The 16,563-nt window shown below is 66.2% G+C and carries 15 protein-coding genes; 10 read left to right on the plus strand and 5 right to left on the minus strand.

Annotated features, from left to right (window positions below; all coding sequences use genetic code 11):
* Window positions 1-16: 16 nt before the first annotated feature.
* Genes QAZ47_RS24350 through QAZ47_RS24360 form a run of 3 tightly spaced genes read left to right on the plus strand, consistent with a single transcriptional unit; the run spans window position 17 to window position 5,017 of the window.
* Window positions 17-1,111 (plus strand): chemotaxis protein CheB, encoded by a 1,095-nt coding sequence (locus QAZ47_RS24350; protein WP_278231028.1) that lies wholly within the window; start codon window positions 17-19, stop codon window positions 1,109-1,111.
* A complete protein-coding gene (locus QAZ47_RS24355; RefSeq protein ID WP_278231029.1) occupies window positions 1,065-4,640 on the plus strand; it encodes a CheR family methyltransferase in 3,576 nt (1,191 codons plus the stop codon). Before QAZ47_RS24350 ends, QAZ47_RS24355 begins: the two co-directional genes overlap by 47 nt.
* Complete coding sequence (locus tag QAZ47_RS24360; RefSeq protein WP_278203315.1) at window positions 4,637-5,017, plus strand: response regulator; 381 nt, start codon at window positions 4,637-4,639, stop codon at window positions 5,015-5,017. The genes QAZ47_RS24355 and QAZ47_RS24360 overlap by 4 nt, the downstream gene beginning before the upstream one ends.
* A gap of 39 nt (window positions 5,018-5,056) precedes the next feature.
* Here the strand turns inward: QAZ47_RS24360 and QAZ47_RS24365 are convergent, their stop codons facing one another.
* The gene (locus QAZ47_RS24365; RefSeq protein ID WP_278203316.1) at window positions 5,057-5,668 is read right to left on the minus strand and encodes a TetR/AcrR family transcriptional regulator; all 612 of its coding nucleotides are present in this window, start codon (window positions 5,666-5,668) and stop codon (window positions 5,057-5,059) included.
* Between the two features lie 556 nt (window positions 5,669-6,224).
* Between QAZ47_RS24365 and QAZ47_RS24370 the strand changes: the two genes are divergently transcribed.
* From QAZ47_RS24370 to QAZ47_RS24380, 3 genes are read left to right on the plus strand one after another with little or no spacing between them, the layout of a single operon-like run.
* A complete protein-coding gene (locus QAZ47_RS24370) occupies window positions 6,225-6,773 on the plus strand; it encodes a (2Fe-2S)-binding protein (protein WP_278231030.1) in 549 nt (182 codons plus the stop codon).
* Window positions 6,770-7,753, plus strand: coding sequence for a xanthine dehydrogenase family protein subunit M (locus QAZ47_RS24375; RefSeq protein WP_278231031.1), 984 nt, complete (start codon window positions 6,770-6,772; stop codon window positions 7,751-7,753). The genes QAZ47_RS24370 and QAZ47_RS24375 overlap by 4 nt, the downstream gene beginning before the upstream one ends.
* Complete coding sequence (locus tag QAZ47_RS24380; protein ID WP_278231032.1) at window positions 7,750-10,044, plus strand: xanthine dehydrogenase family protein molybdopterin-binding subunit; 2,295 nt, start codon at window positions 7,750-7,752, stop codon at window positions 10,042-10,044. Before QAZ47_RS24375 ends, QAZ47_RS24380 begins: the two co-directional genes overlap by 4 nt.
* 243 nt (window positions 10,045-10,287) lie before the next feature.
* On the opposite strand, the gene QAZ47_RS24385 is transcribed toward QAZ47_RS24380, so the two are convergent.
* Window positions 10,288-11,298 (minus strand): NAD(P)-dependent alcohol dehydrogenase, encoded by a 1,011-nt coding sequence (locus QAZ47_RS24385; RefSeq protein ID WP_278231033.1) that lies wholly within the window; start codon window positions 11,296-11,298, stop codon window positions 10,288-10,290.
* Window positions 11,299-11,397: 99 nt separating this feature from the next.
* Here QAZ47_RS24385 and QAZ47_RS24390 point away from each other — a divergent pair, with 99 nt between their 5' ends.
* Entirely contained in the window at window positions 11,398-12,351 is a 954-nt protein-coding gene (locus tag QAZ47_RS24390; protein WP_278231034.1) for a LysR family transcriptional regulator, read from the plus strand.
* 68 nt (window positions 12,352-12,419) lie between these two features.
* Window positions 12,420-12,905, plus strand: a complete 486-nt coding sequence (locus QAZ47_RS24395) for a hypothetical protein (RefSeq protein ID WP_278231035.1) — start codon at window positions 12,420-12,422, stop codon at window positions 12,903-12,905.
* Here QAZ47_RS24395 and QAZ47_RS24400 read toward each other — a convergent pair.
* The gene (locus QAZ47_RS24400; protein ID WP_278203323.1) at window positions 12,902-13,690 is read right to left on the minus strand and encodes a slipin family protein; all 789 of its coding nucleotides are present in this window, start codon (window positions 13,688-13,690) and stop codon (window positions 12,902-12,904) included. The genes QAZ47_RS24395 and QAZ47_RS24400 overlap by 4 nt on opposite strands.
* Window positions 13,687-15,069 (minus strand): nodulation protein NfeD, encoded by a 1,383-nt coding sequence (locus QAZ47_RS24405; protein ID WP_278231036.1) that lies wholly within the window; start codon window positions 15,067-15,069, stop codon window positions 13,687-13,689. The genes QAZ47_RS24400 and QAZ47_RS24405 overlap by 4 nt, the downstream gene beginning before the upstream one ends.
* Window positions 15,070-15,431: 362 nt before the next feature.
* Between QAZ47_RS24405 and QAZ47_RS24410 the strand changes: the two genes are divergently transcribed.
* A complete protein-coding gene (locus QAZ47_RS24410; protein WP_278231037.1) occupies window positions 15,432-15,668 on the plus strand; it encodes a DUF1127 domain-containing protein in 237 nt (78 codons plus the stop codon).
* A gap of 39 nt (window positions 15,669-15,707) precedes the next feature.
* Here the strand turns inward: QAZ47_RS24410 and QAZ47_RS24415 are convergent, their stop codons facing one another.
* Window positions 15,708-15,959, minus strand: a complete 252-nt coding sequence (locus QAZ47_RS24415) for a hypothetical protein (protein WP_278231038.1) — start codon at window positions 15,957-15,959, stop codon at window positions 15,708-15,710.
* Here QAZ47_RS24415 and QAZ47_RS24420 point away from each other — a divergent pair.
* Window positions 15,954-16,532: an OsmC family protein gene (locus QAZ47_RS24420; RefSeq protein ID WP_278203327.1), complete on the plus strand. Its 579-nt coding sequence runs from the start codon at window positions 15,954-15,956 to the stop codon at window positions 16,530-16,532. The genes QAZ47_RS24415 and QAZ47_RS24420 overlap by 6 nt on opposite strands.
* Window positions 16,533-16,563: the final 31 nt, after the last annotated feature.

The raw sequence follows: 16,563 nt of genomic DNA on the forward strand, positions 1-16,563 counted from the left end.
ACCACGAGCCCATTCCATGGCCGACGATCGAAACCGAATCTCACCCGCCCGCGAGACAAGCTCGCCGCAAGGAGTGGCCCGCAATCGCTTCATCATCGTCATCGGGGCGTCAGCCGGCGGGGTGGAGCCGCTGAAGCAGATCGTGAGCGACCTGCCCGCCGATCTGCCGGCAGCCGTGTTCGTCGTGCTGCATGTCGGTCAGGTCAGCTACCTGCCGGGAATCCTCGCCCGCGTGGCAACCCTCAAAACCTCGGTGGCCAGGAACGGCGCGGGGTTCAAGGCCGGCAACATCTATGTCGCGCCGCCCGGCTTCCATCTTCTCCTGCATGGCGATCACATGATGCTGCGACGCGGACCGCGCGAGAACCTCGCCCGGCCGGCGATCGACCCTTTGTTCCGCTCGGCGGCGCTGAGCTACGGTGCGAGCGTCATCGGCGTGCTGCTTTCGGGCTCGCTTTCCGACGGCACCGCCGGCCTGAGGGCGATCAAGGCTGTCGGCGGCCTGGCGGTCGTCCAGCACCCGAAGGACACGCTGGTGCCTTCCATGGTGGAAAGCGCGCTGCACTACGTCGAGATCGACCATTGCCTGCCGGCGGCGAAGCTCGGCGGCTTGCTGGCGCGACTGGCCGCCGAGCCGGCCGGCGAAACCTTGCGTGCGCCACCGACTGTGAGACTGGAAGCGGCCATCGCCGCGCAGGAGCATTCGACCATGGAAAATGAAGCTCGATTAGGCGAACTCTCGGTCTTTACATGCCCGGAATGCCACGGGCCGTTGTGGGAGGTCGAAGACGGTGACATGCTGCGCTATCGGTGTCATACCGGCCATGCTTTTACCGCCGACGCGATGATGGAGGCGCAAGCGATCGAGGCGGACGAGATATTGTGGAGCCTGCTGCGATCGCATCAGCAGCGGGCAGCGTTTGCCCGGCGCATGGCCGAGCGGGAGAGGACGATGGATCGCTCCGAACTCGCCGCCGAACTCGGCAGGCGAGCCATGGAGTACGAAGCGGATGCGGCCCTCATCGGCAGCATCCTCGAAAGCAGACGGGTTCAGGTAACAGGCAATGGCTCGGTCGACGAGGAAAGCAACCACAAGGAAGGCAAAGGCTAGTTCACGCGAAGCCGAGAAACAGCCCGCGCCCTTCCCTGTCGTCGGCATCGGCGCGTCGGCTGGTGGCATCGGGGCGCTGCAGAGATTCTTTCCGGAAGTTCCAGCTGACAGCGGCTTTGCCTATGTGGTGATCCAGCATCTCGACGCCGAGCACGAAAGCGTGCTCGCAAGCATCATCCAGCGCTGCACCACGATCGAAACGAAGACCGCGGCCGAGGGGCTGGAGTTCGAACCCGACCACATCTACGTCACCCCGCCGGGCGTCTCGGTGACAGTCGAGGGTCGGCGTTTTCACGTGGCCAAGATGACCACCATGCGCGCCAGACGAACGCCGATCGACGATTTCTTCGCCTCGCTGGCGCACGACCAGGCAGAGAATACGGCCGGGATCATTCTTTCCGGCACCGGGAGCGACGGCACGATCGGGCTGAGGGCAATCAAGGAGCGCGGCGGGCTGACGCTGGCGCAGGAAGGCGCCGAATATGATGGCATGATGCGAAGCGCCGTCCAGAGCGGCATGATCGACATGGTGCTTCCCGCGGAAGAGATGGCCGCCAAGCTGGTCGGCTATTTCAGCCAAGCCAAACGCATGGAAAGCGAGCGCGACCGCCGCAAGCGCGAGGTGGCCGAACAGCTTTCGCGCATCGCGGCGCTGCTTCGCGTGCGCACCGGCCACGATTTCAGCGGCTACAAGGACAACACCATCCTGCGGCGCATCCAGCGCCGCATGCAGGTGCTGCAGATCGACGATCCGACCGCCTTCTACGAGCGGCTGCGCGACGAGCCGCAGCAGGTCGACCTTCTGTTCCAGGACCTTCTGATCGGCGTGACCAGCTTCTTCCGCGACCCGCACGCCTTCGAAGCGCTGGAACGCTTCGTCATCCCCAAGCTTTTCGAGGACCGCAAGTCGGACGAGACGATCAGGGTCTGGGTGCCGGGATGCGCCACCGGCGAGGAAGCCTATTCGATCGCCATGCTCTTGAAGGAGAGCGCGCCGCGGGGCGCTGCCTCGCCCAACCTGCAGATCTTCGCCACCGACATCGACGAGCGCGCCCTGGAAGTAGCCCGCGCCGGCCGCTATCCGGCGACGATCGCGACCGATGTGACGCCCAAGCGCCTCAAGGAATTCTTCTCGCGCGAGGACGGCACCTATCGCGTTTCCGCCGATTTGCGCGAGATCTGCCTGTTCTCGGCGCACAATCTGTTGCGCGATCCGCCCTTTTCCAAGCTCGACCTGATCGCCTGCCGCAACCTGCTGATCTACATGGGACCGGAACTGCAGGAGAAGATCGTCCCGATCTTCCACTACGCGCTGCGCAACAACGGCTATCTCTTTCTCGGCTCCTCGGAGAACGTCACCCGCCACGGACGCCTGTTCTCGACCACCGACAAGGCGAGCCGCATCTTCCAGAAGCGAAGCGGGGTCGCCATGCAGCGGCTGCCGGAATTCCCGCTGGCGGCGGCCAGGCAGGCGCCCCCGATCGCGCGCCGGGGGACGACGGCGACAACCCTGCGGGAAGTCGCGGAGCGGGTCCTCGTCGAGCGCTATTCGCCGGTCTACGTGGTCATCAACGCCGACGGCGAACTGCTGCACAGCTCGGCAGGCACGGGCAAATATCTGGAGCTCGCCGCCGGCGCCCCCGACCACAACGTGTTTTCGATGGCGCGCCGCGGGCTTCGCATGGATTTGCGGGCGGCGCTCCACAAGGCGGTCAGCACCGGGCAGGCGGCGGTCCAGAACAAGATCAGCATCGGCACCAATGGCGGGCGCCAGACGATCAGCCTGGCCGTGCAGCCGCTGCCACCCGACGGCTCGTCCGACCCACTCTACATGTTGGTCTTCAGGGATGTGGGCGGCATCAAGCCGGAGGCCGAGGACGAACCGGTCCACCCGACCGACGATGTCGAAAGCGCCAATGTCAGCCAGCTCGAAAAGGAGCTGAGGGAAACCAGGGAGCGGCTGCAGATCACCACGGAGGAGCTCGAATCCTCCAACGAGGAGCTGAAGTCCTCCAATGAGGAACTGTCCTCGATCAACGAGGAACTGCAATCCTCCAACGAGGAGCTGGAGACCTCCAAGGAGGAACTGCAGTCGATCAACGAGGAACTGCAGACCGTCAATGCCGAGCTCAACATCCGCGTCGACGAGCTCAGCCGCGCCAACAACGACATGGCGAACCTGCTCGAAAGCACGCAGATCGCGACCGTGTTCCTCGACCGCGAGCTCTGCATCAAGAACTTCACGCCGACGGCGCGCGACCTGTTCAGGCTGGTCGAGAGCGATGTAGGGCGGCCGCTCGCGCATGTGCGCCCGCGCTTCCCCGCCGACGGTCTGCAGACCGACATGGAGCAGGTGCTGCACAGGCTCGGTACGATCGAGCGGCAGATCGGAGGCGTCGACAACGGCAAGCGCTACATGATGCGGGTGCTGCCCTATCGGACGGTCGACAATGTCATCGCCGGCGTGGTCGTCACTTTTGTCGACGTCACCAAGATCGCGCAGGCGGAAGAAAGGATCGGCGCGCTTTCGCACGACCTGCGCAACCGCGTCGAGAGCCTGGAGACGCTGCTCGACCTGGTGCCGGTGGGCATCATCATCGCCGAACAAGCCAATGGCACGATTCGCGCCAACCGTCGCGCCATGGAGCTCTCCGGCATGCCCGCCACGGATGGCAAGCTACCGGCCCTGTCGCTGATGTCGAACGGCGCCGCTGTGGAAACGGAGGACCAGCCCCTGCAGAAGGCGATGCGAACGGGCAAGCCGATCCGCGCCTACGAGGCGAGAATCGCGCGGGCGGACGGCAGCAGCATCGACGTGGCGATATCGGCCAATCCGCTGTTCGACGAGTCCGGCAAAGTTCGCGGCGCAATCTCGACCCTGGTCGACATATCGGACCACAAGGAGGCGGAGCGCAGCAAGGAAAGGCTGGTGCATGAATTGCAGCACCGCGTGAAGAACATCCTCGCCACGATCACCGCGTTGGCCTCGCGCATGATCCGCTCATCAAGCTCGATAGGCGAATTCTCGACCTCGTTCCACGAGCGATTGCACGCGATGGCGCGCACGCATGAGGTGCTGTCATCCTACAATTGGGGCAACACCGACCTCGAGCAGTTGCTCAGGGCGACGTTTTCTCCTTTCGGCAGCCGGGAAGGCCAGGCCCTCGTTATCCGGGGCCGGCCGTTCCTTCTCGACGCAGCAACGGCGGCGACGCTCGGCATGGTGTTCTTCGAGCTTGCCAGCAACGCCGCCAAATACGGAGCGCTTTCCGTCGACACCGGCCGCGTCGAAGTCTCCTGGGACGTGGTGAAGCCCGGCACGTTGTCGATCAGTTGGAAGGAAACCGGTGGCCCGGCCGTGGAAGAGCCGTCGCGCATGAATTTCGGAACAACTTTCATCCAGCAGAGTTTAGAGTACGAGCTGGCAGGGAGGGTAGCGTTGAACTTCAGGCCCACCGGCCTGGAGTGCCTGCTTGAAATTCCTCTGCCCGAGACGGAAGCCTTCGAGCTGTTGCCCAGCCACGCATGAACAAGAGCGCCCCACTATCCGGCCTGAGGATCCTCGTCGTCGAGGATACTTTCCTGGTCGCGCTCGATCTTTCCGACGAATTGACCGATGCGGGCTGCGATGTCGTCGGACCCGCGCCCTCCGTCCAAGAGGCGCTCGAGCAGATCGACGGCGTCGAGCTGGACGGGGCGGTGCTCGACGTCAACCTGCATGGCGAACGCAGCTTCCCGATCGCCGAGCATCTCGCGGCCCGCGACGTGCCTTTTGTCTTCCTCACCGGCTATGACAGCGCCACGATCTTTCCCGATCGGTTCCAGGATTCGCCGAGACTGTCGAAGCCCGTCGAAAGCCGATTGCTGATCGAGGCGGTCGCGCGGTTTGGCAACAACAAGCATTGAGGGTTCTTCCCTTCTCCCCTTTGCGGGAGAAGGGAAGCCTCACCCCCTCGCCCCGAACCTCAACCCATCCATCAAGAGCTTCACCAGCCTTCCCGACCGCTCGCGCCAGTCGGGGGTGTTGGGGGCGGAGTAGATGCCGCCGAGCGCATGCATCACATCGGAAGCGTCGACATCGGCGCGGATTTTTCCCGACGCGGCGGCCGCCTCGACCAGGGCTCGCATGGCGCCTGAGACGCGGCCCGACGTATCCGAGAACAGCGTCGAGTTGGTGGTCAGCAGGACTCGCAGGCTTGTGGCGAGCCCTCGCTTGGTGGCGATGTAGTCGACGAAGCGCTGCATCCAAAGCTCCAGCGCGACATCGGCCGGATGATCGCGGGCGAGTTCGTCGGCCGCCTGGCAGAGACCTTCCACCTCGCGGCGGTAGACCACCTCGACCAGATGCTCGCGCGTCGGGAAATGCCGGTAGAGCGTGCCGATGCCGACCCCTGCCCGCTTCGCGATCTCCTCCAGCGAAGCATCGACGCCGTCCTTAGCGAAAGCCTGCGCCGCCACCTCGACCAGCTTGTCGCGGTTGCGCTGCGCATCGGCGCGCAGCGGCTTCGGCGCCGAGCTTTCAGGCTTCTCGTCAGTCTCCGGCGGCTGGTCGGCCACTTTTTTCTCCACTCTCGCAATATGGGGGTTGAACCAAAACGGCCCAGTCCCCACGTAAATAAACGGAGGCACCTCCGTTTTAGTGGAGCACCTTTATCATATAATTAGGGGAAGCGGTATGTCACGTGTTGAGACATTGAAGACCAGAACTTCCCCTGCCCGCCGGAGAATAGGGGCGTTCGCACGTGAGGTCGTCATCCTAGGGCGGAGCAAGGAGCGAAGCGACGCGGCGCAGACCCTAGGATCCATGCCGTTACCTGCGAGCACAGCGGCAGTGCAGAATTCTGATGCGCCGCATTCCTTCGCGATCGTCACGGCATGGATCCTCGGGTCAAGCCCTGGGTCAAGCCCGAGGATGACGAATGGAGAGGTTGGCGGGACAGCACCCGCTCTGCCCTGCTCGTCCTCCGCGGCAGTTGCGGATGGTGGACCGGGCATCTCCCCCGCAAGGGGGAAATTGGCAGCTTCGCCGCCGGCACAATCACCGCCCTTGCCCCATCCCGCCCAAGCCCCATTTCCATCCGCCTAGCGTCCAGCAATTGGAGCCCGACGCCTCATGACCAGCCAAACCATCATCGATCCTCCCGAAGACGGCCATTTCAGGAACGGCTCAACCGCACGGCCCAGTCCGACCACGCTTTCCATCCATCTCACCATCAATGGCGAGACCCGTACGCTCGACGTCGAGCCGCGCGTCACGCTGCTCGACGCGTTGCGCGACCGGCTCTCCCTCACCGGCACCAAGAAAGGCTGTGACCAGGGCCAGTGCGGCGCCTGCACCGTCCATGTCGACGGCCAAAGGGTGTTGGCCTGCCTGACCTTGGCAGCACAAGTCGAGGGACGCTCGATCACCACCATCGAAGGGCTGGCCGACGCGGACGGCACGCTCAACGCCGTGCAGGCCGCCTTCCTCGAGCAGGACGCCTTCCAGTGCGGCTATTGCACGCCGGGACAGATCATGTCGGCGGTGGCCTGCATCCGCGAGGGCCATGCCGGCTCCGACGAGGAAATCCGCGAATATATGGCCGGCAACCTATGCCGCTGCGGCGCCTATCCGCACATCGTCGCCGCCGTTCGCCAGGCAGCCAGGGAGCTCCGCTCATGAGAGATTTCTCCTACCTTCGCGCCGACAGCGTCGAGGCCGCGCGCAACGCCGCGGCGCTGCCCGGCGCAATGCTGCTTGCCGGCGGCACGACGCTGGTCGACCTCGCCAAATGCGGCGTCGCCGAACCCTCGACCGTCATCGACATCAGCCATATCGAGGGGCTGAACGCCATCGACGTCAGCGCCGAACGCGCGGTGATCGGCGCGCTGGCGAAGATGAGCCATGTCGCCGACCATCCGCAAGTGAAGAGTCACTTTCCGGCCGTGTCGGAAGCGCTCTGGCAGGCGGCCTCCGCGCAGCTTCGCAACATGGCGACCATCGGCGGCAACCTGATGCAGCGCACGCGCTGCCCCTATTTCCGCGATCCGCAAAACTTCCCGGCCTGCAACAAGCGCGCACCGGGCAGCGGCTGCTCGGCGATCGGCGGCGTGACGCGCGGCCATGCGGTGCTCGGCGTGAGCGAATCCTGCATCGCCACCTATCCGGGCGACCTCGCCATCGCGCTCGTCGCCTTCGACGCCGAGGTCGATCTCGGCGAGCGGAAGCTGAAGGTCGAGGACTTCTTCCTCGCCCCCGGCGCCACCGCCGAGCGAGAGCACGACATCCGTCCCGGCGAGGTGATCACGGCAATAGAGATCCCAGGCTCGGCCGCAGCCAGGCGCTCGACCTACATCAAGGTGCGCGATCGCCAGTCCTATGAATTCGCGGCGGCAAGCGCTGCCGTCGGGCTGGAACTCGAAGCCGACGGCCGCACCATCCGCGACATCCGCGTCGCGCTCGGCGGCGTCGCGACCAAGCCGTGGCGGGTGCGCGCCGTCGAAGAGGCGCTGAAGGGCAAGCCGCTCGACGAAGCGACCGTGCGCAAGATGAGCGAGCACGCCATGGAGGGCGCCGTCGACCATGGCGCCAACCACTACAAAATAGCGCTCGCGCCGCGCGTGATCGCGCGCGCCATCCTCAAATTGGGAGAGACGGCATGACCGTTCACGACATGAAACACGCGGCGTCGGACAGCGCGCGGCTCGAAGCGGTCGGCGGGCGCCTGTCGCGCGTCGACGGCCCGGCCAAGATCACCGGCGCCGCCCACTACGCCGTCGAGCAGCAGCTCGAAGGGCTGACGCATGCGGTGCTGGTCGGCGCGACGATTGCCGCCGGCAAGGTCACTGCGATCGACACGCGCGCCGCGGAGACGGCGCCTGGCGTGCTCGCCGTGCTGACGCCCGACACCATCATGGAGCTGAAGGGCGCTTCCGACTGGTTCGGCAACCCGCCATCGCAACCGACCTATTGCCCCCTCGCCCGCGAGGTCACGTTTTCCGGCCAGCATATCGCGGCCGTGGTGGCCGAGACATTCGAGCAGGCGGTGGCGGCGGCCGCGCTGGTCAAGGTCTGGTATGACGAGATTTCGGCCATCGTCGACTTGAGCGACGGCAAGGCCGGCGACGGCATCCCGATCGACGCCATGACCAAGGAATGGGGCGACGCCGAAGCCGCCTTCGCCGAAGCGCCGGTGCGCGTCTGCGCCGCCTACAACACGCCGCGCGAGTTCCAGGCGGCGATGGAGCCGCATGGGCTGATCGCGCGCTGGGAAGGCGACGAGCTCACCATCTGGGAGCCGAGCCAGTGGCTGGACGGCATGGCGCGCACCTATGCCGAATGGTTCGGCGTGTCGTTCGAGAATGTGCGGCTGATCTCGCCCTATATCGGTGGCGGCTTCGGCTCGAAGGCCCTGGCGCTCGCGCACAGCGCGGTGGCCGCCGCGGCGGCAAGGATGCTGGGAAGGCCGGTGAAGCTGGTGCTCAACCGCCCGCAGAATTTCACCTCCTATGGCGGCCGCGCCGCGACGCGACAGACCGTGGCGATAGGCGCCGACAAGCAAGGCCGCATCCAGTCGATCGTGCATCGCGGCGTCAACGAGACGGCCGTCGACGGCATGTGGGTCGAGCCGCTCGGCTCGGTCACCTCGATCATGTACGCCACGCCCAATTTCTCCTCGAAGCAGAATGTGGTGCGCGTGAACACGGTGGTGCCGGGGGCAAAACGCGCGCCAGGCGAGAACCCGAGCGCCTTCGGCATCGAATGCGCCATCGACGAGCTTGCATACGAGCTCGGCATCGATCCGCTGGAGATGCGGCTGATCAACTACGCCGAACAGGATCCGCACGCGAAGAAGGCGTGGTCGACGAGGCAATTGCGCGAAGCCTTCGCCGTCGGCGCGGAAGCCTTCGGCTGGGCGAAGCGTTCACCCGCGCCGCGCTCGATGCGCGACGGCCACCAGCTCATCGGCTGGGGCGTGGCGGCCGGCACCTACCCGGTGCGGCGCGCGCACGGCGAGGCGGTGGTGAAGATACTCACCGACGGTTCGGTCGAGGTCGAAAGCTCCTCCATCGACATGGGCCAGGGCACCTACACGATCCTGGCGCAGACCGCCGCCGAGACGCTCGGCGTGCCGGTGGAGCAGGTTTCGGTGAAGCTCGGCGACTCGCGCCTTGCGCGGGCCGGCGTCACCGGCGGGTCACGGCTTGCCGGCGTCATGACCGGCGCCGTCTACAAGGCGGCCGGCCAGGCGCTCGACGAGATGATCGGCCTGGCGCTCTCCGATCCGCGCTCGCCCTTCCATGGGCTGCAGGCGAACACGCTGGCGGTGCGGGACGGCCGCATCGCCTCGCCTCGCGGCGATGGGCCGGAGCTGTCGATCGCCGAATTCCTGTCGGCCGTCGGCCGCGAGCGGATCGAGGCCAAGGGCGACACCGTTCCAGCCAGCTTCACGCCGGAACAGCGCTACAACAACTACACGACAATTGCCATGGCGCTGCCGCACACCGAAGGCGACTATTCGCGCCATTCCTGGTGCGCGCATTTCGTCGAGGTGCGCGTCGACGAGGATTTCGGCACGGTGCGCGTGTCGCGCGTGGTGTCGGCGCTGGATTCCGGCCGGCTCTACAACCCGAAGCTGGCGGAGAGCCAGTGGAAGGGCGGCATCATCATGGGCATCGGCCAGGCGCTGCTCGAAGAAGGCATCGTCGACCGCCGCCACGGCCGCATCGTCAACGGCAACCTCGCCGACTACATGCTGCCGACCAATGCCGACATTCCGGATATCCAGACCATCTCGGTCGGCATCCCCGACCCGCACTCCTCCGCCCTCGGCGGCAAGGGCGTGGGGGAACTCGGCATCGTCGGCGTGGCGCCCGCGATCGCCAACGCGGTGTTCCACGCGACGGGGAAGCGGGTGCGTGATCTGCCGATCACGCTGGAGAAGTTGATCTGAGGGTGGAAGTTGGGCGCCGGCGCTAACGCTGCCGACCTCCCCCCTTGTGGGGGAGATGGCCGGTAGGCCAGAGGGGGGCGCGAAGGAACGCAGCTTCTCCGGCAACCGTAATTTGCGAGCGGCGCAAATGATCGGCTGAGAGCTCGGCGGGACAGCGCCCCCCTCTGTCCTGCCGGACATCTCCCCCACGAGGGGGGAGATTACTCGCTCGTGCGCTTTCGCCAATCTCCGACGGTGCCCTTCCTACCAATCCAGCCCGAACACCAATTTGCCGAAATGCAGGCCGCCGGCGGCCATGTGGGTGTAGGCCTCCGTCGCCTCGTTCTGTGAAAACACCTTGTCGACGACCGGCTCGATCCGGGCGGCGGCGATGGCCCGGGCGGCGTCGCGCAGGTCGGATACCGATCCGGTGTTGTTGCCCACCACTTTCAGCGCCTTGATGATGATCGGCAGCAGGTTGACGGAGGCCTCGGCGCCGGTGACGAAGCCGATGGTGAACAGCGTGCCGCCGGGCGCGGTGGCGTTGACGGCGCGCGCGAAGGTTGCGGTGCCGCCGGTCTCGACGACGAGGTCGGCGCCGAGGCCATCGGTCAACTCCAGCACCTTGCCGTCCCAATCCGGTGTCGCGCGGTAGTTGATGAGATGATCGGCGCCGAGCGCCTTGGCCCGCTCCAGCTTCTCGTCCGAAGACGAGGTGATGATCACGGTGGCGCCGGCCGCCTTGGCAAGCTGAAGCGTGAAGATCGAGACGCCGCCGGTGCCGAGCAGCACGACGACCGAGCCCGGCCCGACGCCGGCGGCTCGGATCGCGTTCCAGGCGGTGGTGCCGGCGATGGGGAGCGTCGAGGCCGCCTCGAAGGAAAGATGCGCCGGCACCGGCACGATCGAATTGGCCGGCAGCGCCACATATTCGGCGAGCGATCCGGGCAGCGAGATGCCGCGCATCTGCGTCATCTCGTAAGGACGCGGCCGGCCGCCGATCCAGCGCGGCTTGGCGTGAGCGACGACGCGGTCGCCGATGGCGAACCTTGTCACACCCTCGCCGAGCGCGACGATCTCGCCGGCGCCGTCGGCGACGGGTATGAGCGGGAAAACCGGTCCGGGATAGTTGCCGCTCGCCACAGCGACATCGACGAAATTCAGGCTCGCCGCGCGCTGGCGGATCAGCACCTCGCCGCGTTGCGGTTCGGGCGTGGCGACGCTGGCGGCACGGAAGGCGTCAAGTCTGGGCTGGTTGAGTTCGATGGCTTTCATGGGTTCACTCCGTGGGTGGTCGATTGACGGGTTGAGTGAACCTATCTGCTGCGCTATTCCTCGATAATTGCCGAGCTTTGCATTTGAGTATTGCAAATCATGCAGCAATCCCATGAGCCCTCCGCTCTTGCCGAGATGGCGGCTTTCGCCGCCGTCGCCGAGGCGCGCTCCTTCACCAGGGCAGCGGCGCGGGTCGGACGCGACGCCACCATCCTGTCGCGCCGCCTGCAGTCGCTGGAGGAGCGGCTTGGGGTCCGGCTGCTCCACCGCACGACGCGCAGCGTCTCGCTGACCGAGGCGGGCGCGGAATTCCTGGTGCGCGTGCGCGCCGTCCTCGCCTCGGTCGACGAGGCGGAAGCCGCCGCCTCCGCCCATGCCGGCGGCCGGCCGCGCGGGTTGCTGCGGCTGGCGCTGCCCGGCACCTTCGGGCGCATGTGGGTCGGGCCGTTCCTGCCACAGTTCCTCGCCGAGTTCCCGGATGTGCGGATCGAAGCCGAATTCTCCAACCGTTTCGCCGATCTCGTCGCCGAGAATTTCGACGTCGCCGTCCGGCTGGGCAGCCTCGAGGATTCGCGCCTGGTGGCGCGCAAGGTGGCGACGCGGCGCCGGCTGCTCTGCGCCGCGCCCTCCTACCTTGCGCGAAGGGGCCGGCCGGAAACGCCGCAGGCGCTGCTCGAACATTCCTGCCTCGGCTTCACCGGCTTCCAGACCTTTCCGGCCTGGGAGATGACCGACCGCGAGGGCCGACGCGTGCGCGTCGAGGTTTCGGGACCGCTCACCAGCGACGACGCCGAGGTGCTGGTCGAGGCCGCCGTGCAAGGCGTCGGCCTGATGATGAGCACCGACTGGCTGGTCGGACGCGAGCTCGCCGACGGGCGGTTGGTGCCGATCCTGGAGGACTGGACGCTGGCCGACGAGGGCGCGGTCTATGTCGTCATGCCCTCAGCCAAGGGCCAAGCCGCCAAGACCCGCGCCTTCGCCGACTGGATCGGCAAGCGATTTTCGCCAGAACCGCCCTGGCGGCAGTGCAAAGGTGCCGATCTCCTCGCTTGAAGGGGAGATTAGCCACTCGCCCGCCTTCGCCAACTCCAATATGATCCGGCCACCACGGGGAAAGCATCATGAAAAGCGTATTGGCAACCGTCATCCTGGCGCTACTCACCACCCTCCCCGCCCATGCCGCATCCTGCGCCTGGTCCGCCAAGATGGAGGAGGACGAAGGCGGCAGTGTGCTGATGGCCTCTGTCTGCGGCGGATCGAAGGGCGATGCGCATCTGATGCTGGCCTGCTTCGGCAAGCCGGTGCTGAGCTATGATCTCGGCGCCGCAGGCGGGCAGCTCGAGCCTGGCATCAGCGCGGATTTCACGTTCAAGGCCGGCGGCAAGAGCCTGACCAAGAAGCTCGATCTCGAGGCAATGTACAATTATTTCACGGCGGAACTCTCCGGTCCTTCCGATCCGCTGCTCGCCCTGCTGCGCGGCAAGGGGGAGGTGACGGTTGCCGCCGGCAAATACGGCGCGGCGAGCTTTCCGCTGAAAGGCTCCGGCGCCGCGATCGGCAAGGTGCTGGCCGAGTGCGGGAAAGGTTCAGGCGGCGAGGCGGATTAATCTCCCTCCTTGAGGGGGAGATTACCCGCTCCCTCCCCCGGCTTCAGGAACTGCCGCAGCAAATCCACCGGCAGCGGGAAGACCACCGTGGAGGAGCGTTCGCCGGCGATGTCGTGCAGGGCCTCGAAATAGCGCAGCTGCATGGCCTGCGGCTCCTCGGCCAGCATCTTGCCGGCCTCGACCAGCTTCGCCGCGGCCTGCTGCTCGCCGTCGGCGTTGATCACCTTGGCGCGCCGCAGCCGTTCCGCCTCGGCCTGCTTGGCGATGGCGCGGATCATGCTCTCGTTCAAGTCGACATGCTTGATCTCGACATTGGAGACCTTGATGCCCCAGGCGTCGGTGCGCTGGTCGAGGATCTCCTGGATGTCGCTGTTGAGCCTGTCGCGCTCGGCCAGCATCTCGTCGAGCTCGTGCTTGCCGAGCACCGAGCGCAGCGTGGTCTGGGCAAGCTGGTTGGTGGCGGTCATGAAATCCTCGACCTGGATGATCGCCCGCTCGGCGTCGACGATGCGGAAATAGAGCACCGCGTTGACCTTCACCGAGACGTTGTCGCGCGAGATGACGTCCTGCGGCGGCACGTCCTGCACGACCACGCGCAGGTCCACCCTGACCATCTGCTGGATGAAGGGAACGAGGATGATGAGGCCCGGTCCCTTGACGCCGGTGAAGCGGCCAAGCGTGAAGACCACGCCGCGCTCGTATTCCCTGAGGATGCGGATGGCCGCCGACAGGAACATGATCACCAGTAGCGCGAGGATCAGATAGGCGACATAACCGACTGTCATTGTTTTGCTCCGTCGTTTCCCGGCCCGTTGCTTCCTGCACCACGCCGCCGCACCGTCAGCACGAGATCGCTGACGCCAGTCACCTCCGCGCGATCTCCCGGCGCGATCGGCTCGTCGGCTTTCGCCTGCCAGCGTTCGCCGAGCGCCAGCACATGGCCCTCGCCGCCTTCCCAGTCGAGAATCTGCACGGGCAGGCCGCGCATCGCCTCGCCGCCGATACGGGGCGGATTGCGGCGGGCTGACCAGAGATAGCTGCCGGCCAGCAGCGCGAGCCCGAGCGTCAGCGCGGCGGCGGGGCCGATGATCGCCCAGGATATGGCGAAGCCCGGCCCCTCGACCTTGAGCAGCATGGCCGCGCCGAGCAGGAAGGCGGCCGCGCCTCCGACCCCGAGCACCACCGTCGGATTGAAAGCCTCGACGATGAGGAAGCCGACGCCGAGCAGCATCAGGGCGAGCCCGGCATAGTTGATCGGCAAGAGATCGAGCGCGTAGAGGGCGAGCACGAGGCAGGTGGCGCCGATGACGCCGGGCGCCACCGCGCCGGGGCTCGTCACCTCGAAGACCAGACCATAGAAGCCGAGCAGCATCAGGATGACGGCGACGTTCGGATCGGTGATGACGGCGAGAAGCCGGATGAACCAGCCTGGATCCAGGACCTCGACGGCCAGCCCCTTCGTCGCCAGCACCTGCTTCTTGCCGGCCACCTCGACGGTGCGACCGTCGGCGAGCTGCAAGAGCTCGGTCGTGTCGCGGGCGACGAAGTCGATGACATGTTCCTGCAGCGCGGCGCTCGCCGAAAGGCTCGCCGCCTGGCGCACGGCCTTCTCGCCCCAGTCGCCGTTGCGGTTGCGCAGCTCGGCGAGCGAGCGGATCAGCGCCACCGCGTCATTGGTCACCTTGGCCATCATCGGGTCGCCGGATGGCTGGCCGGTGCCCTTGTCGTCCTTCTCGCCGCCCGGAAGCGAGGGCAGCCCGCCGATCTCGACCGGCGTCGCCGCGCCCAGATTGGTGCCGGGCGCCATCGCGGCGACATGGGTGGCGTAGAGGATGTAGGTTCCGGCGCTCGCCGCGTGGCCGCCGGCCGGCGCGACATAACCGATGACGGGAACGGGAGAGGCCAGGATATCGGCGATCATCTCGCGCATCGAGGTGACCAGGCCGCCCGGCGTGTCGAGCTGGAGGATGAGAACCGCGGCGTTGCGCTCGGCCGCGGCCTTTAGCGCTTCCTTCAACTGGCGGGCGCTCGCCGGACCGATGGCGCCGTCGATCGCGATGCTGAGAGCAACCCTCTCCGCCGCCATTCCGGCCGAGGAGAAGGGGAAAAGGACCGCGGCAGCCACGAAGGCCGCTGCCAAAAGGGCCACCCGCGCGAGTCTCACGCTCAAAGCTCCTTGGATTCAATATGGGGTTGTAGTGGGCCAAGTCCAATGAGGGGGGAGCGAGCGAGTAATCTCCCCCCTCGAGGGGGAGATGGCCGGCAGGCCAGAGGGGGTCGTCTCACATCAAGCGCCGACGCGTTGCGAAAGCAAGAAGAGGTTGGCGCCTCACGCGCGGCGACCCCCTCTGTCGCCTTCGGCGACATCTCCCCCCCGAGGGGGGAGATTACGCGCTCGCCCGCCTTCGCGCCCCCAACGATTCCACGGCAATTTCGACGCAGGCTCCAACGCTGGCTCCCTCGCCCATCCTGCATTGTCCCCGTCGACCGCGCGAATGAATGCGCCCGCAACCAATGGAGACGACAATGACGGCTTTGGATCGAGCCACCATCGAAACCGGCCGGGCGGGCTTCAGCCTGTCCGGCTTTGCCCGGCGCACACTCAGCCTGGCCTATCGCGCCATCAAGATGCGCAATGAACGTGCCGCGCTGCAGGCCATGCCGGACTTCCTGCTGAAGGACATCGGCATCAGCCGCTCGCAGATCGAGTGTTATACCTGCGTGCGCCTTGCGCCCTCCGATACGGATGGGATGGACCGCTGAAGCATCGCCGCTTCGGCGGCCGGAATGCTTGAAGGCCCTTCAAAACCCCTCTTCAAAAACCCTGGCGTCGCCGGGGTTTTCGCGTTTGGCCATGCCCCTGGCGACCGGCGTCTCCGGCGTTGGGATCGTGCGGCGGGCGCGCGTCCCAAATGAAACGTCCAATGCAATTTCCACGGTGGGCGCATCAAAAATTCCACGCTCGCACCCACTCTCGCTCAAACGCTCGACCGCCAAAGGAATGCCGTCACGGCAACCAAGCCGCAAACAACCTTCGGAGTAGAAAAGATGCAACCCAACACCAAGCCTGCACGACTTCCGCTCAACGGCGTCGACACGCCCAACCTGATCGCGACGATCAATTTCGTGGCGGACCAGCCGGAGCTGGCGAAGTTCCAGTTCCGCGCCCACAACGAATGGATCGAGGGCACGCACAGCAAGAGCGTCATGCACGGCTTCTACGGCGCCGGCCAGGAGCAGAAGCACGAGAAGCCCTATTATGCCGACAGCGACCATCCGGCGATCCTGTGCGGCGCCGACAATGCGCCGACCCCGGTCGAATGGGTGCTGCATGCGCTGGCGAGCTGCCTGATGTCGGGCGTCGCCAACATCGCGGCCGCGCGCGGCATCAAGCTCACCCGGGTCAAGTGCTCGGTCGACGGCGACATCGACCTGCGCGGCATCCTCGGCATCTCCGACGAGGTGCGCAACGGCTTCCAGAACATCCAGGTATCGTTCGAGGTCGAAGGCAACGCGCCGGCCGAGAAGCTGACCCAGCTCGTCGAACAGGCCCGCGCCCGCTCGGCGGTCTACGACGTGCTGACCAAGGGCGTGCCGGTCACGGTCGGGATCAAGACCATCCAGTGATCGCGACAATCCAATGACCCGCCGGGGAGAC

Source organism: Mesorhizobium sp. WSM4904 (genome assembly GCF_029674545.1).
Classification (GTDB): domain Bacteria; phylum Pseudomonadota; class Alphaproteobacteria; order Rhizobiales; family Rhizobiaceae; genus Mesorhizobium.